26 protein-coding genes are annotated in these 25,988 nt (G+C 67.6%); 21 read left to right on the top strand and 5 right to left on the bottom strand.

The window, feature by feature from the left end:
- The first annotated feature begins 197 nt into the window (after positions 1 to 197).
- From hrcA to HGK58_RS10355, 14 genes are all read left to right on the top strand, one after another.
- Positions 198 to 1,220, top strand: a complete 1,023-nt coding sequence (gene hrcA, locus HGK58_RS10420; protein WP_168627505.1) for a heat-inducible transcriptional repressor HrcA — start codon at positions 198 to 200, stop codon at positions 1,218 to 1,220.
- Positions 1,221 to 1,250: 30 nt separating this feature from the next.
- Positions 1,251 to 2,351, top strand: a complete 1,101-nt coding sequence (dnaJ, locus tag HGK58_RS10415; protein ID WP_168627504.1) for a molecular chaperone DnaJ — start codon at positions 1,251 to 1,253, stop codon at positions 2,349 to 2,351.
- A gap of 9 nt (positions 2,352 to 2,360) precedes the next feature.
- Entirely contained in the window at positions 2,361 to 3,089 is a 729-nt protein-coding gene (locus HGK58_RS10410; protein WP_168627503.1) for a 16S rRNA (uracil(1498)-N(3))-methyltransferase, read from the top strand.
- Positions 3,090 to 3,113: 24 nt separating this feature from the next.
- On the top strand, positions 3,114 to 3,470 hold the full coding sequence (locus HGK58_RS10405) for a histidine triad nucleotide-binding protein (RefSeq protein WP_168627502.1): 357 nt from the start codon (positions 3,114 to 3,116) through the stop codon (positions 3,468 to 3,470).
- Complete coding sequence (locus HGK58_RS10400; protein ID WP_168627501.1) at positions 3,460 to 4,530, top strand: PhoH family protein; 1,071 nt, start codon at positions 3,460 to 3,462, stop codon at positions 4,528 to 4,530. The genes HGK58_RS10405 and HGK58_RS10400 overlap by 11 nt, the downstream gene beginning before the upstream one ends.
- Positions 4,530 to 4,991: an rRNA maturation RNase YbeY gene (ybeY, locus tag HGK58_RS10395; protein WP_168627500.1), complete on the top strand. Its 462-nt coding sequence runs from the start codon at positions 4,530 to 4,532 to the stop codon at positions 4,989 to 4,991. Before HGK58_RS10400 ends, ybeY begins: the two co-directional genes overlap by 1 nt.
- Before the next feature lie 10 nt (positions 4,992 to 5,001).
- The gene (locus HGK58_RS10390; RefSeq protein WP_168627499.1) at positions 5,002 to 6,336 is read left to right on the top strand and encodes a hemolysin family protein; all 1,335 of its coding nucleotides are present in this window, start codon (positions 5,002 to 5,004) and stop codon (positions 6,334 to 6,336) included.
- A complete protein-coding gene (gene era / locus HGK58_RS10385) occupies positions 6,333 to 7,220 on the top strand; it encodes a GTPase Era (RefSeq protein ID WP_168627498.1) in 888 nt (295 codons plus the stop codon). The genes HGK58_RS10390 and era overlap by 4 nt, the downstream gene beginning before the upstream one ends.
- A gap of 118 nt (positions 7,221 to 7,338) precedes the next feature.
- Entirely contained in the window at positions 7,339 to 8,529 is a 1,191-nt protein-coding gene (locus tag HGK58_RS10380; RefSeq protein WP_168627497.1) for a histidine kinase, read from the top strand.
- Positions 8,526 to 9,206 (top strand): response regulator transcription factor, encoded by a 681-nt coding sequence (locus tag HGK58_RS10375; RefSeq protein ID WP_349236197.1) that lies wholly within the window; start codon positions 8,526 to 8,528, stop codon positions 9,204 to 9,206. Before HGK58_RS10380 ends, HGK58_RS10375 begins: the two co-directional genes overlap by 4 nt.
- A 19-nt stretch (positions 9,207 to 9,225) precedes the next feature.
- Entirely contained in the window at positions 9,226 to 10,236 is a 1,011-nt protein-coding gene (locus HGK58_RS10370; protein WP_168627496.1) for a serine hydrolase domain-containing protein, read from the top strand.
- A 77-nt stretch (positions 10,237 to 10,313) separates the two neighbouring features.
- Positions 10,314 to 11,075 (top strand): ABC transporter ATP-binding protein, encoded by a 762-nt coding sequence (locus tag HGK58_RS10365; protein ID WP_168627495.1) that lies wholly within the window; start codon positions 10,314 to 10,316, stop codon positions 11,073 to 11,075.
- The gene (locus HGK58_RS10360; protein WP_349236196.1) at positions 11,072 to 12,457 is read left to right on the top strand and encodes an FtsX-like permease family protein; all 1,386 of its coding nucleotides are present in this window, start codon (positions 11,072 to 11,074) and stop codon (positions 12,455 to 12,457) included. The genes HGK58_RS10365 and HGK58_RS10360 overlap by 4 nt, the downstream gene beginning before the upstream one ends.
- Positions 12,458 to 12,613: 156 nt before the next feature.
- Entirely contained in the window at positions 12,614 to 15,355 is a 2,742-nt protein-coding gene (locus tag HGK58_RS10355; protein ID WP_168627494.1) for a LuxR family transcriptional regulator, read from the top strand.
- A 10-nt stretch (positions 15,356 to 15,365) separates the two neighbouring features.
- Here the strand turns inward: HGK58_RS10355 and HGK58_RS10350 are convergent, their stop codons facing one another.
- Positions 15,366 to 15,998, bottom strand: a complete 633-nt coding sequence (locus HGK58_RS10350) for a hypothetical protein (RefSeq protein ID WP_168627493.1) — start codon at positions 15,996 to 15,998, stop codon at positions 15,366 to 15,368.
- 217 nt (positions 15,999 to 16,215) lie between these two features.
- Here HGK58_RS10350 and leuA point away from each other — a divergent pair, with 217 nt between their 5' ends.
- Positions 16,216 to 17,976, top strand: coding sequence for a 2-isopropylmalate synthase (leuA, locus tag HGK58_RS10345; protein WP_168627492.1), 1,761 nt, complete (start codon positions 16,216 to 16,218; stop codon positions 17,974 to 17,976).
- Positions 17,977 to 17,982: 6 nt separating this feature from the next.
- On the opposite strand, the gene HGK58_RS10340 is transcribed toward leuA, so the two are convergent.
- Both HGK58_RS10340 and HGK58_RS10335 read right to left on the bottom strand, forming a co-directional pair.
- On the bottom strand, positions 17,983 to 18,654 hold the full coding sequence (locus tag HGK58_RS10340) for a TRIC cation channel family protein (RefSeq protein ID WP_168627491.1): 672 nt from the start codon (positions 18,652 to 18,654) through the stop codon (positions 17,983 to 17,985).
- Positions 18,651 to 19,409, bottom strand: a complete 759-nt coding sequence (locus tag HGK58_RS10335; protein ID WP_168627490.1) for an NAD(P)H-binding protein — start codon at positions 19,407 to 19,409, stop codon at positions 18,651 to 18,653. Before HGK58_RS10335 ends, HGK58_RS10340 begins: the two co-directional genes overlap by 4 nt.
- Before the next feature lie 68 nt (positions 19,410 to 19,477).
- Between HGK58_RS10335 and recO the strand changes: the two genes are divergently transcribed.
- The 4 genes from recO (at position 19,478) to HGK58_RS10315 (ending at position 23,663) form a co-directional block, all read left to right on the top strand.
- Positions 19,478 to 20,209 carry a DNA repair protein RecO gene (gene recO, locus HGK58_RS10330; protein WP_168627489.1) on the top strand — a complete coding sequence of 244 codons (732 nt, stop codon included), beginning with the start codon at positions 19,478 to 19,480 and terminating at the stop codon, positions 20,207 to 20,209.
- The gene (locus tag HGK58_RS10325) at positions 20,206 to 21,018 is read left to right on the top strand and encodes an isoprenyl transferase (RefSeq protein ID WP_168627488.1); all 813 of its coding nucleotides are present in this window, start codon (positions 20,206 to 20,208) and stop codon (positions 21,016 to 21,018) included. Before recO ends, HGK58_RS10325 begins: the two co-directional genes overlap by 4 nt.
- 81 nt (positions 21,019 to 21,099) lie before the next feature.
- Positions 21,100 to 22,179, top strand: a complete 1,080-nt coding sequence (locus HGK58_RS10320) for an aminotransferase class V-fold PLP-dependent enzyme (protein WP_168627487.1) — start codon at positions 21,100 to 21,102, stop codon at positions 22,177 to 22,179.
- 98 nt (positions 22,180 to 22,277) lie between these two features.
- Complete coding sequence (locus HGK58_RS10315; RefSeq protein ID WP_168627486.1) at positions 22,278 to 23,663, top strand: glycine--tRNA ligase; 1,386 nt, start codon at positions 22,278 to 22,280, stop codon at positions 23,661 to 23,663.
- A gap of 209 nt (positions 23,664 to 23,872) precedes the next feature.
- Here the strand turns inward: HGK58_RS10315 and HGK58_RS10310 are convergent, their stop codons facing one another.
- Complete coding sequence (locus tag HGK58_RS10310; RefSeq protein ID WP_168627485.1) at positions 23,873 to 24,610, bottom strand: glucose 1-dehydrogenase; 738 nt, start codon at positions 24,608 to 24,610, stop codon at positions 23,873 to 23,875.
- Positions 24,611 to 24,726: 116 nt separating this feature from the next.
- Between HGK58_RS10310 and HGK58_RS10305 the strand changes: the two genes are divergently transcribed.
- Positions 24,727 to 25,377: a DsbA family oxidoreductase gene (locus HGK58_RS10305; RefSeq protein WP_168627484.1), complete on the top strand. Its 651-nt coding sequence runs from the start codon at positions 24,727 to 24,729 to the stop codon at positions 25,375 to 25,377.
- Positions 25,374 to 25,502, top strand: coding sequence for a hypothetical protein (locus tag HGK58_RS13930; protein ID WP_255506679.1), 129 nt, complete (start codon positions 25,374 to 25,376; stop codon positions 25,500 to 25,502). The genes HGK58_RS10305 and HGK58_RS13930 overlap by 4 nt, the downstream gene beginning before the upstream one ends.
- On the opposite strand, the gene HGK58_RS10300 is transcribed toward HGK58_RS13930, so the two are convergent.
- Positions 25,486 to 25,962, bottom strand: a complete 477-nt coding sequence (locus tag HGK58_RS10300; RefSeq protein ID WP_168627483.1) for a YbaK/EbsC family protein — start codon at positions 25,960 to 25,962, stop codon at positions 25,486 to 25,488. The two genes, HGK58_RS13930 and HGK58_RS10300, sit on opposite strands and share 17 nt — an antisense overlap.
- Positions 25,963 to 25,988: the final 26 nt, after the last annotated feature.

Below are 25,988 nucleotides of genomic sequence, written 5' to 3'. Positions count from 1 at the left end.
TTTCTTCGAACATGCCTGACCGGGTTGGCCAGAAACGTTGCGTGACCGGCGGTTTTGCGCCCCACATGGGAAGGGCCGCGCGGGTCCTCCCATAAGCTAGTGCCCCCGTCGGTGCGCGTGCAACGCTCATTATCCGGCGTGTCGCGGTACAATTGGCAGTCGGGTTAGCAGAGTGCCAATGAGGAGGTCGACGGGTCATGGTTTCCGATCGCAGCCTCGCCGTCCTGCGGGCCATCGTGCAGGACTATGTTGCGAGCCGGGAGCCGGTCGGGTCGAAGTCGATCGTCGACCGGTACTCGTTCGGAGTGTCCGCTGCCACCATCCGGAACGATATGGCGCTCCTCGAGGAAGAGGAGCTGATCGTCGCCCCGCACACCTCGTCCGGGCGCATCCCGACGGACAAGGGCTACCGCGTCTTCGTCAACCAGCTTGCCGACCTGCGTCCGCTCACCCCGGCGCAACGCCAGGCGATCGAGACCTTCCTGGGCGAAGCGACCGACCTCGATGAGGTGCTGAGCAGGACGGTCCGGCTGCTGTCGCAACTGACCCACCAGGTGGCGCTCGTCCAGTACCCCTCCCTCGGCCGGTCGCACATCCGCCACATCGAACTGGTCCGGTTGAGCGAGACCAGGGTCATGACGGTGCTGATCACCGACACCGGGCGTGTCGAGCAGCGGCTGATCGACCTGCACGCGGTGCTTGACGACGATTTCCTGACCGAGCTGCGCAACGCGCTGAACGCGAGCCTTGCCGCTTTGAGCCTCCCCGAAGCAGCGGCGGCGCTGGCCGAGTTCGCCGACCAGTTCCCGCAGGATCGCAGGCTGCTCGTCGGACAGGTCGTCGAGAGCCTTCTCGAGCAGGTCGCTGCGGGCCGTGGCGAGAAGCTGGTGATGGCCGGGGCCGCGAACCTCGCGCTCACCGCCGACGACTTCACCGGCAGCATCTACCCGGTGCTCGAGGCGATCGAGGAGCAGGTCACCCTGCTCAGGCTGTTCGCTGAGATGGAGCCAGACAGCAGCGGGTTATCATCGAGCATCGGAAGCGAGAACGCGCAGTTCGGCTTGAGTGAGACGAGTGTGCTCACGAGCAACTACTCGACATCCGGCGGCGAACTGGCGCGACTCGGTGTGCTGGGTCCCACCCGCATGGACTATCCGAACAATATGGCGGCCGTTCGCGCGGTCGCGCGTTACCTGTCCCGCCTGCTCGGTGAGAACTGAGCACCCGGGCACAATCTCAAGGAATTTCATTTGGCTGACCATTACGAAGTGCTGGGCGTCGAGCGCACCGCGACCCCGGAAGAGATCAAGAAGGCGTACCGACGCCTCGCTCGCGAGTTGCATCCGGATGTGAACCCGGGGGCTGACGCGGCGGAGAAGTTCAAGCAGGTGACGCACGCCTACGACGTCCTCTCCGACCCGAAGCAGCGCGAGCAGTACGACCTCGGCGGCACCGGCGGCTTCGGCGCTGCGGGCTTCGGCGGCTTCGGCGACGTCTTCGACGCGTTCTTCGGCGCCGGCCCGCGCGCGTCAGGGCCTCGCTCACGCCGTGAGCGCGGGCAGGATGCGCTGCTGCGCGTTGAGGTCGACCTGAAGGATGTCGTCTTCGGCATCGCGCGCGAACTCGAGGTCGACACCGCGGTGATGTGCGAGACCTGCAACGGCTCCTGCTGCGCGCCCGGCACCAAGCCGGTGACCTGCGACATCTGCGGCGGCACCGGATCCATCCAGCGCTCGGTGCGCAGCCTCCTCGGCAACGTGATGACGTCGAGCCCGTGCGGCACCTGCCGCGGCTACGGCACGGTCATCCCGAACCCCTGCCCGACCTGTCAGGGCCAGGGGCGTGTGCGCGCGCGCCGCAAGATCAAGGTCGACGTGCCAGCTGGTGTGGACACCGGCCTGCGCCTTCAGCTGCCCGGTCAGGGTGAAGCCGGACCGGCCGGTGGGCCCAACGGCGACCTCTACCTCGAGATCAAGGTCAAGCACCACGACATCTTCAGCAGGAACGGCGACGACCTGCTCGCCACGCTCGAGGTGCAGATGACGGATGCGATCCTCGGCACCACCGCGACGCTGAAGGGCCTCGATGGGCCCATCACCGTCGAGGTAAAGCCGGGCACGCAGAGCGCAGAGGTCATCACGGTCAAGGAACGCGGAATCACCCACCTGCGCGGAACCGGACGCGGCGACCTCAAGATCGGCGTTCAGGTGATCACCCCGACCAAGCTCGACACGACTCAGCTGCGACTCATGAACGAGTTCGCGAAGAGCCGCAAGAGTGTGCCCCCTACCCTCAGCGTGTTCCAGCAGGGACTGTTCCAGAAGCTGCGGGACCGCTTCCTGAACCTGTGACTAAGAGCCGTGGCGCACTTCTACCTGAGCGACGATCTCACCGGGACGGCAGTCGGCAGTGAGGTCACGGTCAGCGGATCCGAGGCACGGCACGCGGTCACCGTCGGTCGGCTTCGGGTCGGCGAGACGACAACCGTCGGGAACGGTGCGGGCCTGGTCGTCAGCGGCACGGTGACGAACGCGGAACCTGCCGAGTTCAGCATCCGGGTCGAAGCGGTTCGGACCGAGCCGGAATCGCGGCCAGCCGTGTGGCTCGCGCAAGCGCTCGCGAAGGGCGACAGGGACGAGCTGGCGATCCAGGCGGCCACAGAGCTCGGGGTGGATGCGGTCATTCCGTGGGCCGCCGCGCGCTCCATCGTGCGCTGGGAGGGACCGAAGCTGCAGAAGCACCACGACCGGTGGGCGGCGATTCTCCGCGAGGCAGGCAAGCAGTCGATGCGGGCCCGGCTGCCGCGACTGCTGCCGCTGGTGAACACCGCCAAGCTGGTCGCTCTGGCCGCCGACCTGCAGACGGTGGTGCTCGAGCCGCTCGCCGAGCTTCCTTTGACCGGGCTCCCCACCGACGGGCGCGACATCCTGCTCATCGTCGGGCCGGAGGGTGGCATCGCCCCGGCCGAACGCGAGCGCTTCGTCGCCGCGGGCGCGACCGAGTACAAGCTCGGCACGACCGTGCTGCGGACGAGCACCGCGGGCCCGGCGGCGCTCGCAGTGGTCAACTCGCGACTCGGCCGCTGGTGAGCGGCACCCGTTACGATGGTGCGCATGCCGGAAACCGATGAGCGAAGCGTGTTCACGAAGATCATCGCGCGTGAGATCCCCGCGGACATCGTCTACGAGGATGAAACGCTCATCGCATTCAACGACATCGCCCCGAAGGCGCCGGTCCACATGCTGGTGGTGCCCAAGACGGAGGAGTTCGCGAACGTGAGCGAGCTCGCGGCGGGCGACCCCGCGTTGCTCGCGCGCATCGTGGCGACGGCGAAATCGCTGGCCAGCGACAAATCGAACGGGGACTTCCGTCTCGTGTTCAATGAGGGCGAGTCGACCGGTCAGACGATTTTCCATGTCCACGCCCATGTGCTGTGCGGCGAACTGGAGGAAGGAACCCTTGGCCAATAGCGACCAACCGGATGCGGTGGCTCACGAAGAGCTCCGCGTCGATGGCATTGCGATGGTCCGGCTGCTGGGTCCCCAGGACCGGCTCCTCAAGACCGTTGAGGGTCAGTTCCCGCTCGTGCGGGTTGCGGTGAGAGGCAACGAGATCTCCCTCGACGGTGATGCGGGGCAGGTCGCAGGGGCGAAGCGGCTCGTGGAGGAGCTCATCCAAATGGTGCGCAACGACCAGGACTTCGGCGAGCCGGAAGTGAACACGTCCGCGCGCATGCTCAAGGAGGACCCCAGGGTCAGCCCGGCCGAAGTGCTCAGCCAGGCCATCCTCACCAGCCGCGGCCGAAGCATCCGGCCGAAGACGCTCGGCCAGAAGAACTACGTCGACGCCATCGACGAGAACACCATCGTGTTCGGAATCGGACCGGCCGGCACGGGCAAGACCTACCTCGCGATGGCGAAAGCGGTGCAGGCGCTGCAGCGCAAGGAGGTCAACCGGATCATCCTGACCCGTCCCGCCGTCGAGGCGGGGGAGCGGTTGGGATTCCTCCCCGGCACCCTCAACGACAAGATCGACCCGTACCTGCGGCCGCTGTACGACGCGCTCAACGAGATGATGGACCCGGAGGTCGTGCCCCGACTCCTCGCCACAGGCACCGTCGAGGTTGCGCCGCTGGCCTACATGCGCGGGCGCACCCTGAACGACTCCTTCATCGTGCTCGACGAAGCGCAGAACACCACGCCGGAGCAGATGAAGATGTTCCTCACCCGGCTGGGCTTCGGCTCGAAGATGGTGGTCACCGGCGACATCACCCAGATCGACCTGCCCACCGGGGCTAGCGGGCTGCAGCTGGTGACGCGCGTGCTCTCCGAGATCGACGACATCCACTTCGCGCGGTTGACGAGCGACGACGTGGTGCGGCACAGCCTCGTCGGTCGCATCGTGGATGCGTACACCAAGTACGACGCGGAGCGGCAACTGCAGCGCTTCGAGCAGCACGGCGCCGTCGAGGGCGCCAACCGAGCCGAACGACGGGCCCGGATGCCCCAGGACCACAAGAGGAAGCGCTGATGTCGATAGAGGTCAACAACGAGTCGGCGATCCCGGTCGACGAGGCTGCGCTGCAGCGGCTCGCCGGGTACACCCTGGAGCAGCTGCACGTGCATCCGGATGCCGACCTCGGCATCGTGCTCGTCGATGAGGCGGCCATGGAACAGCTGCACGTGCAATGGATGGACGAGCCCGGCCCCACCGACGTGCTCAGCTTCCCGATGGACGAGCTGCGCCCTGGCAGTGATGAAGAGCTGACGCCACCGGGGCTGCTCGGCGACATCGTGCTGTGCCCGCAGGTCGCTGAGGTCCAGGCGAAGACGGCCGGCCACAGCACGCTCGACGAACTCGTCATGCTCACCTGCCACGGCCTGCTGCACCTGCTGGGTTTCGACCACGCGGAACCGGACGAGGAACGGGAGATGTTCGGCATCCAGCGGGACATCCTGATCGGGTTCACGATGCAGGAACGACGATCGTAGGGACACGCCGATGATCCCCGTCTTCGTCACCATTGCGGTCCTCCTGGTGGCGCTCGGCGGACTCCTCGCCGCAGCCGACTCCGCGATGAGCGTGCTGTCGCGCACCGACTTGCAGGACCTCGCGGTGCGCTCGCGCGCGCGCAAGTCGCTGCTCGCGATCGCCTCCGATGTCGGCGCTCACGTCAACGCGGTCAACTTCATGCGCGTCGTGACCGAGTCCACCGCGGCGGTGCTCGTGACCCTGGCGCTCGCCTACACGGTCGAAGACCTGTGGCTTGCGCTGCTGCTGGCTGCGCTTGGCATGACCATCGTGTCGTTCGTGCTCGTCGGGTCCAGCCCGCGCGCCGTCGGCCGGGTGCACGCGCGCACCGTGATGCGGCAGAGCGCGTGGCTGGTGCACGCCTTCCGGGTGGTCCTCGGCCCGATCGCGGCCGCGCTCGTGCGGATCGGCGACCGGGTTACCCCCGGCCGCCCGCGCACCTCGAGCTTCGCATCCGAGGAACAGCTGCTGAGCATGGTCGACGAGGCCACAGAACTCGACGTGCTCGAGGAGGACGACCGCGAGCTGATCCACTCGATCTTCGAATTCAGCGACACCGTGGTGCGCGAGGTGATGATCCCGCGCACCGACATGGTCACCATTGATGGCGGCGCCGACATCGGCACCGCGATGGGACTGTTCCTCAGCCGCGGAGTGTCCCGGATGCCGGTGATCGGCGAGCACATCGACGACGTCATCGGCGTGCTCTACCTGCGAGATGTCGCCCGGTTGAGCTATGAGAAGCCGCTCGACGCGGAGGGCATGACGGTGGCCGAGCTGGCGCGTCCGACGCTGTTCGTGCCCGAGTCGCAGAAGGCCGACGATTCGCTGCGACAGATGCAGCTCGAGTCGAACCACCTCGCGATGGTCGTCGACGAGTACGGCGGCATCGCCGGCCTGGTCACGATGGAGGACCTGATCGAGGAACTCGTCGGCGACATCTCCGACGAATACGACCGTGAGGTCGTCGAGGTGGTCGACCTGGGTGATGGCCGGTACCGGGTGAGCGCCCGGCTGCCGGTGGACGAGCTGGGAGAGCTGTTCGGGATCCACCTGGACGACGACGACGTCGACTCGGTCGGCGGACTGCTGACCAAGGCGCTCGGCCGGTTGCCGCTCGCCGGGTCGTCAGCGACCCACTCCGGGATCATCCTCACCGCGGAGCGCACCGAGGGCCGCCGCAAGCGGGTCACCACGGTGCTGGTAGAGCGCGACCAGGCGCTCATCGACGCCGACGACGCGTTCGGATCAGATGACAACTCGAACCATCAGAACGGCCAATCGAACCCCAGGGAGCACCGTTGACCTATCGCGCCGGATTCGTGACCTTCGTCGGCAGGCCCAACGTGGGCAAGTCGACGCTCACCAACGCGCTCGTCGGTGAGAAGGTCGCGATCACCAGCAGCAAGCCGCAGACCACCCGCCGGGCGATCCGCGGCATCGTGCACCGGGAGGACGGGCAGCTTATTCTCGTCGACACGCCCGGCATGCACCGGCCGCGCACGCTGCTCGGCGAGCGACTCAACGACATCGTGCAGGAGACCCTCGGCGACGTCGACGTGATCTGCTTCTGCGTCCCAGCGAACGAGAAGCTCGGACCGGGGGACCGGTTCATCAACGAGCAGCTCGACCAGTTCCCGAAGGCGAAGAAGGTTGCGCTCGTGACCAAGGTCGACTCGGCGTCCAAGGCCCAGGTTGCCCAGCAGCTGCTCGCCGTGAGTGAGCTGCGGGACTGGGCGACGATCATTCCGGTGTCGGCGACCACCGGCATCCAGCTCGACACGCTCGCTGCCGAGCTCGTCGCGCTCATGCCGGAGTCGGAGCCGCTGTATCCGGCTGAGACCATCACCGAGGAGACGCTCGAGGCACGCATCGCCGAGCTGGTGCGGGAGGCCGCCCTTGAGGGTGTCGAGGACGAACTGCCGCACTCGATCGCGGTGACCGTCGATGACATCGTGGAACGCGAGGACAAGGACCTCGTCGAGGTGTACGCGAACCTGTGGGTGGAGCGGGACAGCCAGAAGGGCATCATCATCGGGCATAGGGGCTCCCGCCTGAGTGAGGTGGGCGCGCGTGCGCGCGGCCAGATCGAACCGCTCGTCGGCTCACCGGTGTACCTGAGCATTCGGGTCAAAGTCGCGAAGGACTGGCAGCGCGACGCGAAGCAGCTGGGTCGGCTGGGTTTCTGAAACCCCGGTGGTTGAGCCGGTCGAGACCCCGGCCGGACGTACATCGGAAGGATGATTCCGGCCGCCGGGAGGCTCAACTGGAGCCGTCGGCGCGCGGCGAGCATCTACCGTTGAAGCCATGATCCGCACGCTGAAGCCAGCCCAGTTGGTGTTCGACATCGTTGTCGCGACGCTGTGCCTGCTGCTGGTGCTCTACGTGTCCGCTTTGAGCCCCAGTCTTGGGACCTCACCTGTCGCCGGCATCGGCATGAGCGCCGCACTCGGGCTCCGGCGCATCAGCCCGCCGATCGCTCTCGGCATCGCGTGGCTCACCTCGCTCGTGCAGGTTTTCGCCGACATCGGACCCGACCCCTCGAACCTCGCCATCTTGCCCGTCCTGTACGCGACGGCGTCCTACGGCGATCGGATCACCAAGTGGGCGGGTCTCGTCTCCAGCGGAGTCGGCGCGCTGATCATCGCGATCTACCTTCCACTCGACGCCGGTTATGCGCCGGACCTCGGATCGGTCTCGATCCTCGCGCAGCTGCCGGCGATAACGCTGACGATGCTCATCACGTTCCTGTCCTTCCTCGCGGTCTTCGTGCTGAGCTGGACGTTCGGCCTCCTCGCGCGCACCTGGCGCGCCTCGCGGGAAGCCGGGCGGGCGCGCATCATCGCAGAGCGCCAGCGACTCGACGCAGAGCGGGAGGCCGCGCGCGAACACGAGCGCACCCGCATCGCGCGCGACATGCACGACGTCGTCGCGCACTCGCTCGCGGTCGTGATCGCGCAGGCCGACGGCGCCAGGTACGCGAAGGACGCCGACCCGGGTGCGGTGGGCACCGCGCTCGAGGCCATCTCCACGACCGCGCGGGAGGCCCTTGCTGACGTGCGCGTGCTGCTCGCCCAGCTGCGGCACAATCAGGGCGAATCGCCGCAGCCGGTGCTCGCCGACCTGGACCGACTGCTCGACCAGCTGCGCGCATCCGGACTGCCGATCCGGTTCGAGCAGGTGGGTGAACCGGTCGCGGTGGGCACCAGCCAGCAGCTGGCCGCCTACCGGATCGTGCAGGAGGCGCTCACCAACGCGCTGCGACACGGCGACGTGGCGAAGCAGGTCGACGTGCGACTCGACTGGGCTGACGAACTCGGCATCCGGGTCTCGAGCGCCATCCTGACGCCGGAGCACCCGCAGGGCATCGGGCACGGCATCGCGGGCATGCGGGAGCGCGCCGAGCTGGCAGGCGGATGGTTCGACGCGGGTCCTGAGGCAGGACGCTGGGTCGTGCGCGCCGGTTTGCCATCGGTGTTCGAGCCGGTGACCGCGTGAGCGCGCCCATCCGGGTCGCGCTCGTCGACGACCAGGCACTGTTTCGCGCCGGCATCCGGATGCTGGTGGCATCGCAACCGGACCTGGAGTTCGTCGGCGAAGCCGGGGACGGCCAGGGCGCGATCCAGCTCTCCGACGAGCTGCGGCCGGACGTGATCCTGATGGACGTGCGGATGCCTGTTCTCGATGGCATCGAGGCGACCCGCCGGATCGTGCTGGCCGGCGAGGAGAGCGGTGCCACGGCTCCCAGGATCATCGTGCTCACCACCTTCGACCTGGACGAGGCCGCTGCCCGCGCCATCCGGGCCGGCGCGAGCGGCTTCCTGCTGAAGGACGCGGAGCCAGAGTTCCTGCTCGCCGCCATCCGCACGGTGCACGCGGGAACCGCGGTGGTTGCCGCCTCCGCGACGCGCGCGCTCTTCGAGCACGTTGGCAGGAAAGCGCCGAAGCCGGCGCCGGCGGAGTTCCGCAGCCTCACAAGCCGTGAGCGAGAGATCTTCGGCCTCGCCGCCCGCGGCCTCAGCAACGCGGAGATCGCCCAGAGCGAGTACCTGAGCGAGGCAACCGTGAAGACGCACGTGAGTCGCATCCTCGGCAAGCTCTCGTTGCGTGATCGGGTCCAACTCGTCGTGTACGCCTTCGAGCACCGGCTGAACGAGCACAGAGCCGACCAGTAGCGGCCGATAGGCTCGTCCGATGCAGTTCGACGCCGTAAACGACGCCATCGCCGAAACCGAGTTCTCCGGGGTCGTGCTGATCGCCCGCGATTCCGAGGTGCTCTACGAGCGCGCCGCGGGGCTGGCCTCCCGGCACTGGGACGTGCCCAACGCCCCGGACATCCGCTTCGACAGCGCGTCGATCACCAAGCTCTTCACCTCGATCGCGGTGCTCCAACAGGTCGAGGCAGGACGGCTCGACCTCGAGGCCTCGATCCATGACTATGTCGACCTGGAGTCCACCACCATCAGCCGCGACGTGCGATTGCTGCACCTGCTGACCCACACCTCAGGCATCGCCGATGACGCCGACGAGGAAGCCGGCGAGAGCTATGAGGCCCTGTTCAAGGACAAGCCGAACTACTCGATCATCGAGACGCGCGACTTCCTGCCCCAGTTCGCCTACAAGGAGCCTCTCGCTGCACCCGGCGTGCAGTGCCGCTACTGCAACGTCGGGTACGTGCTGCTTGGCCTCGCGCTCGAGGCGGTGACCGGCGAGACCTACCGCGACGTCGTCACCCGGGATGTCTTCGCGGCAGCAGGCATGCATGACTCGGGCTTCTTCGACCGCCGCGACGCCGCACCCAGGGTCGCGGAAGGCTGGGACAAGAAGGATGACGGCAGGTGGGTGCAGAACATCTACTCCTACCCGCCGATCGGATCACCCGACGGTGGGGCGTTCGTCACCGCCGCCGACCTGCTGACCTTCCTGACCGCGGTGCGTTCCGGGCGGCTGCTCGGCGGCGAGTTGACGGAGGAGTTCCTGAGCCCCCAGGTCGTGCATGACGAGGACACCAAGTACGGCTTCGGCCTGGAGTTCGACCTGGCCGAGGACGGCACGGTGCGCTCGTACTACAAGGACGGCATCAACGCTGGGGCGAGCGGCATCGTGCGCCACTACCCGGCAGCCGGTGTCGACGTCGCAGTGCTGTCCAACTCAGAGGACGGCGCCTGGCCGGTCGTCAGGGCCATCGACAAGCAGTTCGACTGAGGATCATCCGAACGATGTAGCGGATGCCCTCGGCAGACGGATGCTCGTGCACTCACCAGCTTCCTAGCGTTGAGGGCATGGCATTCAATCACACAGAGGCGGGCCTGGTCGCCCGCGTATCGCAGCTGAGCAAGTCCTATGGCAGCGGCAGCAGCACAGTCAGGGCACTCGACGACGTCTCGGTCGGCATCCGAGAGAGCGAGTTCACCGCGGTTATGGGGCCGAGCGGCTCCGGCAAGTCGACGCTCATGCACATCATGGCCGGGCTGGACGCCCCCACCACCGGATCGGTGTGGCTGGGCGACACCGAGATCAGCGCGCTGAACGACAGGGAGCTGACGACACTGCGCCGTCGCCGCGTCGGTTTCGTCTTCCAGTCCTTCAATCTGGTGCCGACGCTGACGGTCGGCGGAAACGTGCACCTGCCGTTCGAACTCGACGGGCGCAACCCCAGCGGCAGCGAACGGGAGTGGGTCGACGAGCTGATCGCATCCCTCGGGCTGGCCGACCGGCTCACCCACCGTCCCCACGAACTGTCCGGCGGTCAGCAGCAGCGCGTCGCCATCGCACGTGCTCTTGCCACACGGCCGGATGTCGTCTTCGCCGACGAACCGACCGGCAACCTCGACACGCGCACCGGCCGCGAGGTGCTCGAACTGCTTGCCGCAGCAGCACGGGACCACCAGCAGAGCATCGTCATGGTCACCCATGACCCGATCGCCGCGAGTCACGCCGACCGCATCCTGTTCGTCGCGGACGGGCGCATCATCGACGACATCGAGGCAGCATCCGCCGACGAGATCTCGCGCAAGATGCTCACCATGGAGCGTGCAGCGTGAAGCACGGGAACCTGAGCGACCACGGTTCGAGCGTCCTCGTCGCTGCCCTGAGCTCGGCATTCGGGGTTCTGCTGCTGCAGGTCATCGGCGCGCTCACCGCCATGGTGCGAGGACACGACATCGCCGAATCTGAGACGCTCCAAGCGGTGCTGTCGATAGTCGCCTTCGTGTTCCTGGCGATCGCCGTGTTCGTCGGGGCGATCGTCACCACCAACTCGTTCTCGACGATCATCGCCGGGCGCACGCGGACCATCGCCCTGCTGAGGCTGCTCGGCTCGAGCGCATCAGCACAGCGGCAAGTGGTCGCACGTGAGGGGCTGGTGGTCGGCGTCATCGGGTCACTCATCGGCGCTGCGGCAGGCACGCTCATCGCGATGGGCGGCGTGCGCATTGCCATCGCGAGTTCGCTCATACCCGAGCTCGACTATGCCTGGTTCGAGCCGGTGCTCATGCTGCCGATCCTGATCGTCACGCTGACGACCTGGCTCTCATCGTGGATCGGTTCCCGGCGCGTGCTGCGAGTGACGCCCCTCGAGGCGCTCGGCGCAGCCGTCGAGAGCGATGAGCGCGCCGGCCGCCGCGGCCGCAACGCGACCGCTCTCACCCTCGTGATCGTCGGTTTCGCACTGCTCGTGCTCGCGGTCCTCAGCGGCTTGGTCACGCCGCTCGGCGTCCTCGTCGGGTTGGTCGGCGGAATGGTGTCGTTCACCGGAATCATCCTCGGCGCCGACCGCGTCATGCCGCCCGTGCTCCGTCTGCTGGGTCGGATGCTCGGGCGGGCGCCCTTTGCGCGGCTCGCCGCAGCCAATGCGGTTCGGTACCCGGAGCGCAGCGCGCGCACGACCATCGGACTGGTAATCGGCGTCACGCTCGTCGTGATGTTCGCGGTCGCGATGCGGTCCTACGTCGACCTAGTGACCCGCTCGGTGGAACTGCACGGCGGAGCGGACGGATGGGACGACATCCTGACGGTGACCGTCGTGGTGTTCTCAGCACTGATCGGCTTCTCGGCTCTCATCGCCGCGGTCGGCATCGCGGGCACCCTGTCGCTTTCGGTGCACCAGCGTCGGCGTGAGTTGGGCCTGCTCCGCGCACTTGGGTTCACTCGCGGCCAGGTGCGGTTGATGGTCGCCGCGGAAGCAGCGCAGTACACGGCCGCAGCGGTGCTCGTTGGCACCGCTCTCGGGGTCTTCTACGGCTGGGTCGGCGCGCAATCTCTGCTGGGCAGCACCGCAGGGCAGGCGATCGTGCCGCCGGCTATCCCGTGGCTCGTTCCGGTCAGCGTCGCGCTGGCGGCAGCGGTGATCACGCTTGCCGCTTCCGTCGGGCCGGCGCGCAGTGCGCTGCGCGTGACGCCGGTCGCCGCCCTCGCGACCGACTGAGGAGGGCCCTGGCTCGACCCGCACCGCCGAGTTGCCCACTCCCGCCCCTGTTCGCGCCCTGTTATGGGGCAGGAGTGGGCGACTCGGACAGTGGCCACCTCGGTGGCCCTGCCCCTATGATGCGGGGGGAACCACGACAGGTGAAGCAGGGGGGGCATGCGGATCGTCGAACGCGAGCGGGAGCTCGACATGCTGCGGCGCAGCCTCGCGGCTGCCCGGCAGTCCGGGTCCCGGATGATCGCGGTCGTTGGACAACCCGGCATCGGCAAGACCACCCTCATCGGCGCCGTCGCATCCGAGCTCACCGACTGGACCGTGCTGAAGGCTGTGTGCACCCCGTTCGGGGTCGAGGTCCCCTACGGGGTGCTGCACCAGTGGTTCAGGGCGCTCGCGCAGGACACCGCGGCCGGCTACGCGCCTTTCGACGGCCCGGGGAATGCGCTGCGGGAGCTCCTGATCGGTGACCCCCACAATGCCGACAGCGCCGCGCTGGCCTACTCGGTCCAATGGGTCGCGGCCAGGCTGGCCGAGGAGCGCCCGCTGCTGCTCGTGCTCGACGACCTGCAGTGGATCGACGACGCCTCCGCTGCGGTACTCGGGGTGGCCGTCCCGCAACTGAACGGCGACGCCGTGGCGGTGATGTTCGGTGTGCGCGAGATCGCCGACTCCACACGCTCTCAGGTCGTGAGCGGCCTGCTCGCATCAGCGGAAGCGGTCACGCTTGGACCGCTCAGCATCGACGGGGTCGCCGGGCTCATCGCCGATCCATCGCTCGACGCCGCTCGCATCCACGAATTGAGCGGCGGCGTCCCGTTCTACGCGGTCGAGGCGGCAGCGTCCGGCGGAGACCTGCGCGCGAGCATCCGGATCACCGAGTCGGTGACGTCGCGCCTCGACCGTCTGGGTGTGCTGCACAAGGCGGTCGCCGGCTCCATCGCGGTACTCGGGCCGATCGCCACCATCCTCGCGGTGGTGTCGGTGTCCGAGGTCGATCGCGAGACACTGGATGGCGTCGTCGGCGACCTCGTAGCAGAGGGCATCGTCAAGGCGGACCAGATCGAGCCGCTGATGATCAGCCACCCGCTCGTGGAGGAGGCGATCCTCGGCTCGATGTCCTCCATCAGCAGGGCCGAGCTGCACGACCGTGCCGCGCGGGTGCTGGCCGAGCTCGGCCTGCCCGACACCGTTGTCGCAGCGAACCTGATGCACGGGCTCCTCGGCCGCGACCCGTGGAAGGTTCGAGTGCTCGAGCAGGCCGCCAAAGCCGCACTCGCCGCCGGGTCCACCCGCGAGGCGGCGGCCTGGCTGGAACGCGCGCTCCAGGAATCCCGCGTCGACGATCCGGGCCGTACCGCTTTGCTGGAGCTCGCCGGGAGGGCGCAGCTCGCGATCGGCGACAGGGAACGGGCGGAGCGTCGCTGGCGCGAGGCGCTGCGAAGCGTTGTCGACCCCGACCACCGTGCCCGGCTGCTCACCGGCATCGGCGACTCGCTCGTCGCATCCGGCAGGCACGCGGATGCTGAGGCGTCCTACACCGACGCGGCCACCGAACTCACAACAGACCAGCCGCTGTACCGTTCGATCATCGCGCGCCTCCTCGCGGCACAGCTCAATCAGACGATGAACCCATCGGCTCTCGACCTGCCGGTGATCGCGGATGTCGTCGGGCAGGACCCCGCGCTCGACACCGACGAGGACAGCTCGCTGCTGGCCGCGGTGGCCGTCGCGGTCACCATGGCGGGCGACCCTGGCGCTCACGCGGAGCTGCTCTCGAAACGCGCGTACGACGGCTGGAGCCGCGACAGTCAGGGCAGCGCCAACGACCCGACCACTTACATGCTGAGCGGTGCACTCAACTTCACCGAGCGCTTCGGCGAAGGGGTCGACGTGCTCACCGGCGTGATCCAGGATGCTCGCCGAGACGGCCAGGTGCTCGGCGAGGCAACCGCGTTGTACAGCCGCGGCGCGATGTACCTGTCCGCGGGCGACGTGCGCAACGCTGTCGCCGACCTGATGACGGCCGTCAAGGCGGTCGAACTCGGCTGGACCCTCTACCGCGAGGCGGCGGAATTCTTCCTCATTCGCTGCCAGCTGCTGGTCGGCGACCTCGAGGCTGCCGGCGAGCTTGCGCTGGGCGGGGAGTATGAGAGTCCGAGCAGCCTGTTCGAAGCGGTGAAGCTGGTCGGCAAGGCGCACTACTGGACCGCCTACGGGCAACCGCAGCGCGGGCTCGAACTGGCCAGGCGTGCCGGATCGTTGGTGCCGGTCGGAGGGGAGCCGCTCTCGGCCGGATGGCGCGGCGCGGCCGCCGAAGCGCTGCTCGCGATGGGCGATCGGGCCGCAGCCGAGGCGGTTGCCCGTGAGGAGTTCGACCTGACTGTCGCCGCGTCCGGCGGAGTCCGTGCGGCCGCGGCGTTACGGCTCGCGCGGACCGTCGACGACGCGGCTGAAGCGGAGCGGATCGTGCGCGACGCGCTCGACTGGCTGAACCCGACGCGACCGCTCGAGCGGGCGCAGCTGATCGACTTCCTGGCCGAGCTGCTGGTCGCCAGGGACGCCAGGGACGAGGCGGCCGGCCTGCTCGGCGAAGTGCTGGTCTACGCGCAAGCGCAGGGCATGGCGCCGACCGAGAAGCGCGTGCGCGCGTCCCTTGCCGCGATCGGGCGGCCCGCCATCCCGACCGAGGTCGAGCTGCGGGTGTCCTCGCTCACGCCCGCGGAGTTCCGTGTCGCGTCGCTGGCGGCGCAGGGTCTCACCAACCGGGACATCGCCGCACGCTTGTTCGTGACCATGAAGACGGTCGAGTTCCACCTGTCGCGGTGCTTCCGCAAGCTTGCGGTCGCCACACGCGGCGAACTCGCCGACGTGCTGGGGCGCGTCGACGAGTTCGTCGGGTGACTTAGGCGGATCAGTCGGCGAGACCCCGCAGGGCAGACTGGGCGATCACGACGTCTTTACCGTATTCCTCATCGAGGTACGCCTGGATGTCGCCGTCGTCGTAGGTGACGGTTGCGAACAGATACCCGTTCTCTGTCCATGAGGTGAGCACGTCGAACGGTGCCGATTCGTGGAGCTCCGTCTGGATGCGCAGCAGCTCGTCCTCTGAGGTCGCCCCCTTGTTGGCGGGATCCTGGTACGGGTTGTCGACCCGGATCGGGTCGTACAGTGCGAGCATGATCGGGGGAGCGGTCACGGTGAGGCTGGTACCGTCCCAGGTTCCTTGCACGGCGTAGCTGCCCCAGGTCACGTCGCCAGAGGTCTCGGCTCCGTCCACGGCCTCCCAGTCCCAGCCGATCAGTTCCGGACCGGAGCACTGGGGCGGGTACGACTCCATGACGCCGCCCAGGCAGAACTGGGGGGCCGCATCGCCGACCTGCAGCACGGTTCCCTGTCCGACCACCTCCCCGGATGCGGGAATCGGTTCGTCGGCCGGGGCCGGCATCGGGCTGGAACCGGGAGAGGCGGCGCAACCGCCGAGGAGCAGCCCGACGCTGAGGACGGCCGCCGTCGTGACGAATCGAGAGAGGTGTGCTGTGGTCATGAAGAAAGTATGAGTTGGGCCTGCCGGTCGCCGGTACCCAACGTTTTCCGCTTTTCGCTCGTCACCTCGCGGCGATCGCCCGGTGTGCGCGGTGTTAGTCTTGAAGGCGTGTTCGGTCTGCTTCTCCTTAGCTGCCGCGACGAGTCCTAACTTCCAGGCCTCACTCGTCGCGGAGTCCGTCATTGGCTGAAGCAGACGACCAGAAGGTACGAGAACCATGAAGAACACACAACAGCCATCCGGGATGCCGGTACACCGTTACCGCCCCTATCACGAGACCTTCGCGGTCGACCTGCCGGACCGCACCTGGCCCGACGCGAAGATCACCCAGGCGCCACGCTGGTGCGCGGTGGACCTGCGTGACGGCAACCAGGCGCTGATCGACCCGATGAGCCCGGAACGCAAGCGCGTCATGTTCGACCTGCTCGTGCGGATGGGCTACAAGGAGATCGAGGTCGGGTTCCCGTCCGCGAGCCAGACCGACTTCGACTTCGTGCGCTCGCTCATCGACGAGGACCTGATCCCGGATGACGTGACCATCCAGGTGCTGACGCAAGCACGCAAGCACCTGATCGACCGCACCTACGAGTCGATCCGCGGGGCGAAGCAGGCCATCGTGCACCTGTACAACTCGACCAGCATCGTGCAGCGCGACGTCGTGTTCCGCACCGACAAGCAGGGCGTTATCGACCTCGCGCTCGAGGGCGCCCGCATGTGCAAGGCGGCCGAGGCGCTCGCGCCGGGCACCGAGATCTACTACGAGTACTCCCCGGAGAGCTACACCGGCACCGAGTTGGAATTCGCCCTCGACGTGTGCAACCAGGTGCTCGAGGTGTTCGAGCCCACCCCGGAGCGCAAGGTCATCATCAACCTGCCTGCGACGGTCGAGATGGCGACACCGAACGTGTACGCCGACTCGATCGAGTGGATGTCGCGCAACCTGAACCACCGCGAGAACGTCATCCTGAGCCTGCACCCGCACAACGACCGCGGCACGGCCGTCGCCGCGGCCGAGCTGGGCTACCTGGCCGGCGGGGACCGCATCGAGGGGTGCCTGTTCGGCAACGGTGAGCGCACCGGCAACGTTGACCTGGTCGCGCTGGGCATCAACATGTTCACCCAGGGCGTCGACCCGCAGATCGACTTCAGCGACCTGGATGAGATCAAGCGCGTCGTCGAGCACTGCAACCAGCTGCCGGTGCCAGAGCGCAGCCCGTGGGCCGGCGACCTGGTCTACACCGCTTTCAGCGGCTCGCACCAGGACGCCATCAAGAAGGGCTTCGAGGCCATGGATGCCCGCGCCCAGGCCGAGGGCAAGCCCGTCTCCGAACTCGAGTGGGCGGTGCCCTACCTGCCGGTCGACCCGCGCGACCTTGGCCGCAGCTATGAGGCGGTCATCCGGGTCAACTCCCAGTCCGGCAAGGGTGGCGTCGCGTACCTGCTGAAGACCGACCACGCGCTCGACCTGCCGCGCAAGCTGCAGATCGAGTTCAGCTCGGTGGTGCAGGCGAAGACGGATGCCGAGGGCGGAGAGGTCTCGAGCGAGGAGATCTGGGACATCTTCTCCGACGAGTACCTGCCGTCAGAAGTGCCGGGGGAGAAGTGGGGCCGATTCGAACTGCGCCGCACCGGGATCTCCAGCGACATGAGCGGCGAGGTGTCCCTTACCGCCGCGCTGCGTGTCGGCGACGACGTTGTGCAGGTCGGCGGCACCGGGAACGGTCCGCTGGACGCGTTCTTGCATGTGCTCGCCGAGCAGGGCGTTGAGGTGAAGGTGTACGACTACGTCGAACACGCGCTCGGCGCCGGCGGCGACGCTCAGGCCGCCGCCTACGTCGAATGCCAGGTCGGGGACAAACGGCTGTGGGGTGTCGGAATCGACACCGACATCTCGACGGCGTCGCTCAAGGCCGTGGTGTCCGCGGTCAACCGCGCGGTGCGCAGCCAGTCAGGGACCACGCAGCTGGCATCCGTCTGACACGAGTCAGGGGCGGCCCTTCGGCCGCCGTGTCACCCTCGGCAAGCGGGAGATGGCGCGCTGCTCCGGCAGTTTCCAGTGGAACAACACCGCGAGAATCCGAACCCCGAAGGTCACGACGACGCACACGATCGCCGCGATGAAGACGTCGACCCCCAGCGACTGCAAGGCGACGAGGGTCACCGTGCCAATGACCGCCGCGGCGGCGTAGAGGGAACCCACGTGCATAAGCGCGATCGGCAGATTGAGCAGCATGTCGCGTAGGATCGACCCGCCGACGGCGGCGAGCACACCGACGAAAACCGCGGGGATCACGTCGAAGCCGAGCGACAGCGCCTTGGTTGTTCCGATCGCGCCGAACACCCCGATTGTCAGCGCGTCGAGAGCTGTGATCGCCTTGCTGAGTCGCGAGAACACCCGCTCCAGCAGCATCCCCAGCATCGCCGCGGCCGCGGCGACCGGCAGGTACCAATTACTCTGCAGGGCTGCGGGGGACACGTTCAGCAGGATGTCGCGAAGAAGGCCGCCGCCATACCCGCTTGCGATGCCGATGATCGTGATACCAAGCAGATCCAGCCTGCGGTCGCGAAACTGGGCCGCGAACATGGATCCCTGCACCGCGCCGATGGCGATCGCGACGAGTTCGGCCCAAAGCGGGATGACAAACGCGGCGGTCATGCCCGGTGGCTCCCGGATGTTGCCTCGCGAGCCGCATACTCGGCGAACGTCTCTGTGCCGTAGCCGGGCAGTTGGGTCATGTGGTGCCCAGCACGGAACGCAGCGACGGTCTTGCCCCCGATGGCAAGGCGAGGCGTGCGCTTGCGGGTGCCGTGCGCGGCCTGCCACTGTTCGGCCAATGAGCGCACCGACGCGTGTTCCGGGCCGCCGATGTCCGGCACGCGCCCGGACGGAGCCGACCGCGTCAGCTCGCTCAGCCTGGCCGCAACCTCGTGCGTTGCGATCGGCTGCACCGGCAGGTCGGGCACGAACAGCACGGGCAGGCGCCGCTGCGCGGTGAAGAACGAAGCGACGAAGTCGTGGAACTGGGTCGCCCGCAGGATCGTGAACGGAAGACCGGAGTCCTCGATCAGCCGTTCGCACTCCAGCTTGGAAGCGTAGTAGCGGTAGGGGATCTCCTCGATCCCGACGATGGAGATGTACACCACGTGCTGGGCGCCCGCTCGCTGCGCGGCCGCGATCAGCTGACCGGTCTGCTTGGCGTCGTTCCACCGGTTGGTTGCCAGGTGCAGCACGGTGTGCACGCCCTCGAGCGCATCCGTCACCCCCTCGCCCGTCTGCAGGTTGGCAACGACTCGGCCATCGCCCGGCTTGCGACTAAGCACCCGGATGTCGCCCCCCGCGGCGCGCAGGTGCGAGACGGTGGGGCGGCCCAGACCGCCGGTGCCGCCGGTGACGAGGATCGTGTCGTTCATGCCCCTATTCTGCTGCCGTGCGTCGCCTGCCTGCGCGCTTGCGGCACATCGGGGAAGATAATTGACTGATGCCCCTCTACCGAGACGAAGCAGTCGTGCTGCGCACCCACAAGCTGGGCGAAGCCGACCGCATCGTGACCATGCTGAGCAGACAGCACGGCAAGATCCGTGCCGTCGCGAAGGGCGTGCGGCGCACCGCGTCGAAGTTCGGTGCGCGTCTCGAGCCGTTCATGGTCGCCGATGTGCAGCTGTACGAGGGACGCAGCCTCGACATCATCACGCAGGCCGAGACGCTCGCGTCGTACGGGGCGGTCATCACCTCGGACTACGCGAGCTACACCGCGGCGAGTGCGATGGTGGAGACCGCCGACAAGGTGACGGATGACGGCGGTTCGCTGCAGCAGTACCTGCTGCTCGTCGGCGCGCTGCGGTCGCTCGCGCGGCACGAGCACGGACCCTCGCTCACCCTCGACTCCTACCTGCTGCGGGCGTTGTCGATCGCCGGCTGGGCGCCGAGCTTCCACGATTGCGCCGTCACCGGTGCGCCCGGACCGCACACGGCGTTCGTGGTCCAGCTCGGCGGTGTCGTCGCAGACTCGGTCGCCCCGCCCGGTGCGCCGCGACTGGACAGCGAGACGATCGCGCTGCTCGGTGCGCTGCTCAGCGGTGACTGGGCTCTCGCCGACGCCACACCGGAACGCGCTCGCAGCCAGGCGAGTGGCATCATTGCCGCATACACCCAGTTCCACCTCGAGCGCGGGCTGCGCTCACTGCAGCACGTCGATCGGAGATCTGAGTGACCCCGGCACCCAAGACCCACAAGGACTCCGAGCCCTTCCGCCCCGTCGACTGGACCGGTCTCTACCCGCCGAAGCTCCCGGCATCCGCCGTCCCGAATCACGTCGCACTCGTCATGGACGGCAACGGCCGTTGGGCGAACGCCCGCGGGTTGACGCGGATCGAGGGGCACCGCGCCGGCGAGGCCTCGCTGCTCGACGTCGTGGCCGGAGCTCTCCAGCTCGGCATCAAGCACCTGAGCGTCTACGCGTTCTCGACCGAGAACTGGCGCCGCTCGCCGGACGAGGTGCGTTTCCTCATGGGCTTCAACCGCGACGTGCTGCACCGCCGCCGCGACCAGCTCAACGACTGGGGCGTGCGCATCCGCTGGGCTGGCAGGAAGCCGCGGCTGTGGGGCTCGGTGATCAAGGAGCTGCAGTTTGCCGAGCGGCTCACCGGGCGCAACAGTGTGCTCACCCTGACGATGTGCGTGAACTACGGCGGCAGGGTCGAGCTGGCGGATGCGGTGCGCTCCATCGCCGAGGAGGTCGCGGCCGGGCGGTTGAGCCCGGCGCGCATCAGCGAGAAGACCGTCGGCAAACACCTCTACGTGCCGGACCTGCCCGACGTTGACCTGTTCGTACGCAGCTCGGGGGAGCAGCGCACCAGCAACTTCATGCTGTGGCAGAGCGCGTACGCCGAGATGGTGTTCCTGAACACCCTGTGGCCGGACTTCACGCGCGAGGATTTGTGGCACGCGGTCGAACTGTACGCCGACCGGGATCGCCGGTTCGGTGGAGCCCAGGACCTCCCCAACGCGGTGGCGCAATAATCCGCCGGGCACCGGTTATACACGCAACAAACAGGCCGTAGGCCTTGCCACAGCGCACCCGATGCGTTGCAGGATAGAGGCATGACCACGACCTCAGCGGCCCCGCGCCGCGCGCCGTCCCCAGAGTTGCGGGCGGCCATCGACAGCTTCCGGCCGGAAGCGGCACGCGGGTATCTCGGCGCCGCCTCCATCGGCCTGCCGACCAGGGAGACGATCGAGGCCCAGAAGAACGACCTCGAGCTGTGGGCGTCGGCGACGCGCAACCCGACGGACTACGACGGCATCGTCGACGCGACGCGGGCCAGCTTCGCCCGGCTGGTCGGCGTGCCGGCCGACAGTGTCGCCACCGGCTCGCAGACCTCGGTGATGGCGAGCGTCATCGCCGCCGCGGTGCCTACCGGTGCCGAGGTGGTCGTCGTCGACGGAGACTTCAGCTCGATCGTGTTCCCGTTCCTGCAGCGGCGCGACATCAGCGTCACGAGCGTTCCGCTGGAGGAGGTCGCCTTCTCGGTCGGAGCGAACACCTGGGCGGTCGTCTTCTCCCTCGCGCAGTCCGCCACGGGCCGCATCGCAGACGTGCCGGCGATCATCGCCGCGGCCGCACGCTTCGGCACCCGCACTGTGTGCGACGTCACGCAGGCAGCGGGCGTGCATCCGGTCGACGCATCCGTGTTCGACGCGACCATCTGCCACGCCTACAAGTGGCTGTGCAGCCCACGCGGCGTGGCCTTCATGGCCGTATCGGACCGGTTCCTTGAGGAACTGGTGCCGGTGCAGGCCGGCTGGTACGCGGGCGACGATGTGTGGGCGTCCTGTTATGGCCCCGGCATGGAACTCGCGCCCACCGCGCGCCGCTTCGACGTCTCCCCGGCCTGGCCGGCCTGGACGGGCGCGGAACCGGCCGTGCGGATGTTCGCCGGCCTCGACATCGCGGAGGTCTGGGCCAGAACATCCGGGCTCGGCGACCAACTGTGCGACGCGCTCGGCATCGAGCAGCAGCACCAGGCGATCGTCACCTGGGAGGACCCGGAGAAGGCTGACGTCGGCAAGCTCATCGCCGCGGGCATCACGGTGTCCGGCCGCGCCGGCCGCGCTCGCGCCGCGTTCCACCTCTGGAACGACGAGTCCGACGTCGACGCCGTGGTGCGCGTGCTGCGCTGAGACCGCCGCCTTCGTCGCCCTAGACTGGTGTGCACCGCGCTCGCAGGGCCATCCCTGCGCCGATCCGCGCATCCCACCCCACCTGGAGTTGAATAAACGTGGCCGACGCCTCCCCGCTCGAATCCGTCATCTCACTGGCCAAGCGCCGTGGTTTCGTGTTCCAGGCGGGAGAGATCTACGGAGGGTCTCGTTCGGCGTGGGATTACGGCCCGCTGGGTGTCGAGCTCAAGGAGAACATCAAGCGCCAGTGGTGGCAGACGTTCGTGCGCGGCCGCGAGGACATGGTCGGCCTCGACTCGTCGATCATCCTGCCGAAGGCCGTCTGGGAGGCATCCGGTCACGTTGCGACGTTCACCGACCCTCTCGTCGAATGCCTGAACTGCCATCGTCGGTACCGCGCTGATCACCTGCTCGAGGAGTACGAAGACAAGAAGGGCCGCGCGCCGGAGAACGGCTGGGCGGACATCGTCTGCGCGAACTGCGGTACCCGCGGCAAATGGACGGAGCCGCGCGAGTTCTCCGGACTGCTGAAGACGTTCCTCGGCCCTGTGGATGACGAGGCGGGGCTGCACTACCTGCGCCCTGAGACCGCACAGGGCATCTTCGTGAACTTCAACAACGTCGTGACCGCGGCTCGGCGCAAGCCGCCGTTCGGCATCGGGCAGATCGGCAAGGCGTTCCGCAACGAGATCACGCCGGGCAACTTCATCTTCCGCACCCGCGAGTTCGAGCAGATGGAGATCGAGTTCTTCACCCCGCCGGCGGATGCGAACCAGTGGTTCGACGAGTGGGTCGAGGCGTGCTGGAACTGGTTCGTCGACTTGGGGCTCAGCCCAGACAACCTGCGCAAGTTCGATGTTCCCGACGGCGAGCGGGCGCACTACTCGGCGGCCACGATCGACCTCGAGTACCGGTTCCGGTTCCAGGGCTCGGAGTGGGGCGAGCTCATGGGCATCGCCAACCGCACCGATTTCGACCTCGGATCGCACAGCACGGCATCCGGCACCGAGTTGAGCTTCTTCGACCAGGCCAGCGGCGAGCGATACACCCCGCACGTGATCGAGCCGTCGTTCGGTTTGACCCGTTCGATGATGGCGTTCCTGGTCGAGGCGTACGCGGAGGACGAGGCGCCCAACACCAAGGGCGGCGTCGACAAGCGCACGGTGCTGCGGCTCGACCGGCGGCTAGCGCCGGTGAAGGCGGCGGTGCTGCCGCTGTCGCGCAACGAGCAGCTGTCGCCGATCGCCAAAGAGGCGGCCGCCGACCTGCGCACGCTCTGGAACGTCGACTACGACGACGCGGGCGCGATCGGCCGCCGCTACCGGCGTCAGGACGAGATCGGAACGCCGTTCGCGATCACCGTCGACTTCGACACCCTCGAAGACAAGGCGGTGACGGTGCGCGAGCGCGACAGCATGGAGCAGGAGCGCGTGTCGCTCGACCGGCTGAAGGGTTACCTCGCGGAGCGCCTGCTCGGCGTCTGACCGGCTCCATCGCCTCGAGCGGCTGGCCTTCCGGTCAGCAGGCGACTCCTGTTATGCAGGACATCCCTTGTTCTGCAGGACTTCTGAGACGAAACGGCCCCGGATGCCAATGAACTAGGCAATTCGGGGCCGAATCTCCTGCTTAACAGGGCCTGCGCAGCGGGGGCCCGCACATCAGATGGTGCGGGCCGCTGGCAGGGCGGGCGGCGTCAGCCGGCGGTGTACCCACCGTCGACGACGACCTCGGAGCCGGTCATGAACGACGACTCGTCACTCGCGAGGAAGGCGATGACATTCGCAACCTCTTCTGGCTCGCCGAGGCGACCCATCGGGGTGGTGTCTTCGAGGTACTTGCGGTCGGTCTCACCGAGGATCGGCGTGTTGATGTAGCCCGGGTGCACTGAGTTGGCGCGCACGCCCTTCTTGGCCCAGCCGAGTGCGGTGTTCTTGGTGAGGATGCGCACTGCGCCCTTCGCGGCCGCATAGCTCGGCCCGCCGAGTCCGCCGACGATGCCGTACATCGAGCTGATGTTGACGACCGCGCCATTGCCGGATGCCTGCAGCGCCTCGCTCGCGGCCTTCATGCCGAGGAACGCGCTGGTCTGGGTGACCGCGATGACCTTGTTCCAGCTTTCGACCGGGGTCTCCTCGATCGGCAGCGTGTCCCCGATGCCCGCGTTGTTCACGAGGGTCGTGAGCCCACCGTAGGTCTCCACGGTCTTCGCGACTGCGGCGTTCCAGTCGTCTTCGCTGGTGACGTCGAGCTTCACGAAGAGGGCGTTGCCACCGGCATCCGTGATCTCCTTGACTACAGCCGCACCGGCCTCTTCCTGGATGTCGCCGATCACGACGTTCGCGCCGCCAGCCGCGAACTGCTTCGCCGCTGCCTTGCCGATGCCGCTCGCGCCGCCAGTCACCAATGCTGTCTTGCCTGTGAATCGAGTCATGTCGATGTCCCTTCTCTCGTTGGGCTTGCCGCCCGTTATAGATGCAAACGCATGAAACACGCCTTTCATTCCCGATGCAGGGAATGAAAGATACATACGCACCGGTTGTCTTGAGCATGAGCGAAAAGATCAAGGTTGACGTCTGGTCGGACGTGCAGTGTCCGTGGTGCTATATCGGCAAGCGGAAGTTCGAGGCAGGTGCCGAGCAGTTCGGTGGAGATGTCGAAGTCGAGTACCACTCCTTCGAACTTGCCCCTGACACGCCGGTTGACTACGAGGGCAGCACCGCCGACTACCTGAGCGAGCGCAAGGGAATGCCGCTCGACCAAGTGCACGGGATGCTCGCCAACGTCACCAACATCGCCAGCACCGTCGGCCTTGACTACGACTTCGACTCGGTCAAGCAGACCAACACCATCAAGGCGCACGAGTTGCTGCATTACGCGAAGGCCAAGGGCAAGCAGCTCGAGATGAAGGAGCGTCTGCTCAAGGCGTACTTCGAGGAGGGCCACCACGTCGGTCGGATCGAGGACCTCGCGGACCTCGCGGTCGAGGTCGGCTTCGACCGGGCGGATGTCATCCGCTCGCTCACCGAGGAAGAGTACCTGCCTGCGGTGAAGGCCGATCAGGCCCAGGCGATGCAATACGGCATCCGCGGTGTTCCGTTCTTCGTCATCGACGGCAAGTACGGGGTCTCCGGAGCGCAGGAAGCGGCGACCTTCGCGCAGGTGCTGCAGCAGGTGCGCGACGAGAAGGCTTCGTCGTGAGCGGCGACAAGCCCGTGTTCACGATGATCGGGGATGCAGATGCCGCGGCGTGCGTCGATGGCGTGTGTGCTGTCCCCGCGGTCGCGGCGTTGGAGAGCGAGGAGGCCGCTACAGCGGCTCCGTAATGTCCGTCACCGTCGCATCGCATGCGGCGAGGAGCTGATCGGCGTCGACGAACAGGCTGATGTCACGTTCGCCCGCGCCTAGGGATACCCGTTTGCCGACCATGCTCGCATCCGCGTAGACCGGCCAGGGTGTTGTGCTTCCAAGCGGGGTGATCGTTCCGCGGGAGTAGCCAGTCGCCTCGAGCGCCCGTGTCTCGTCCGGAAGTGACAGCTTGTTCACACCGACCACCGCGCGCAGCTTTGGCCACGATATCTGGCGGTCGCCCGGGATGAGTGCGAAAAGGTATGAGCCGTCCTTGTGCTTCACCACGAGCGTCTTGACGATCGCCGACGGGTCGATCCCGAGCAGCTCCGCTGCGTGTTCGAGGCTCGTCGCCCCGACCCTGTCGACGATCTCGATGTCGAGGCCGCGTGCCGCGGCGTCCGCTTCGACGCGCTCGCGTCCGGATGGTTCGGTCATGCAGCCACTGTAGTTCGCCCGGCAAG

The organism is Cryobacterium sp. BB307 (assembly GCF_012274275.1).
GTDB lineage: Bacteria > Actinomycetota > Actinomycetes > Actinomycetales > Microbacteriaceae > Terrimesophilobacter.
The sequence above is the reverse complement of the archived record's forward strand: the minus strand, read 5'-3'. Positions and strand labels throughout refer to the sequence as shown.

Bases quoted from the DNA above. Each gene is read 5' to 3' on its own strand.
- HGK58_RS10320 (WP_168627487.1), top strand. From the start codon at position 21,100: ATGACCACGACCTCAGCGGCCCCGCGCCGCGCGCCGTCCCCAGAGTTG.
- HGK58_RS10305 (WP_168627484.1), top strand. From the start codon at position 24,727: ATGAGCGAAAAGATCAAGGTTGACGTCTGGTCGGACGTGCAGTGTCCG.
- HGK58_RS10365 (WP_168627495.1), top strand. From the start codon at position 10,314: ATGGCATTCAATCACACAGAGGCGGGCCTGGTCGCCCGCGTATCGCAG.
- ybeY (WP_168627500.1), top strand. From the start codon at position 4,530: ATGTCGATAGAGGTCAACAACGAGTCGGCGATCCCGGTCGACGAGGCT.
- HGK58_RS10405 (WP_168627502.1), top strand. From the start codon at position 3,114: ATGCCGGAAACCGATGAGCGAAGCGTGTTCACGAAGATCATCGCGCGT.
- HGK58_RS10390 (WP_168627499.1), top strand. From the start codon at position 5,002: ATGATCCCCGTCTTCGTCACCATTGCGGTCCTCCTGGTGGCGCTCGGC.
- HGK58_RS10350 (WP_168627493.1), bottom strand. From the start codon at position 15,998: ATGACCACAGCACACCTCTCTCGATTCGTCACGACGGCGGCCGTCCTC.
- HGK58_RS10370 (WP_168627496.1), top strand. From the start codon at position 9,226: ATGCAGTTCGACGCCGTAAACGACGCCATCGCCGAAACCGAGTTCTCC.
- HGK58_RS10335 (WP_168627490.1), bottom strand. From the start codon at position 19,409: ATGAACGACACGATCCTCGTCACCGGCGGCACCGGCGGTCTGGGCCGC.
- hrcA (WP_168627505.1), top strand. From the start codon at position 198: ATGGTTTCCGATCGCAGCCTCGCCGTCCTGCGGGCCATCGTGCAGGAC.
- HGK58_RS10355 (WP_168627494.1), top strand. From the start codon at position 12,614: ATGCGGATCGTCGAACGCGAGCGGGAGCTCGACATGCTGCGGCGCAGC.
- HGK58_RS10300 (WP_168627483.1), bottom strand. From the start codon at position 25,962: ATGACCGAACCATCCGGACGCGAGCGCGTCGAAGCGGACGCCGCGGCA.
- HGK58_RS10380 (WP_168627497.1), top strand. From the start codon at position 7,339: ATGATCCGCACGCTGAAGCCAGCCCAGTTGGTGTTCGACATCGTTGTC.
- HGK58_RS10340 (WP_168627491.1), bottom strand. From the start codon at position 18,654: ATGACCGCCGCGTTTGTCATCCCGCTTTGGGCCGAACTCGTCGCGATC.
- recO (WP_168627489.1), top strand. From the start codon at position 19,478: ATGCCCCTCTACCGAGACGAAGCAGTCGTGCTGCGCACCCACAAGCTG.
- leuA (WP_168627492.1), top strand. From the start codon at position 16,216: ATGAAGAACACACAACAGCCATCCGGGATGCCGGTACACCGTTACCGC.
- HGK58_RS10310 (WP_168627485.1), bottom strand. From the start codon at position 24,610: ATGACTCGATTCACAGGCAAGACAGCATTGGTGACTGGCGGCGCGAGC.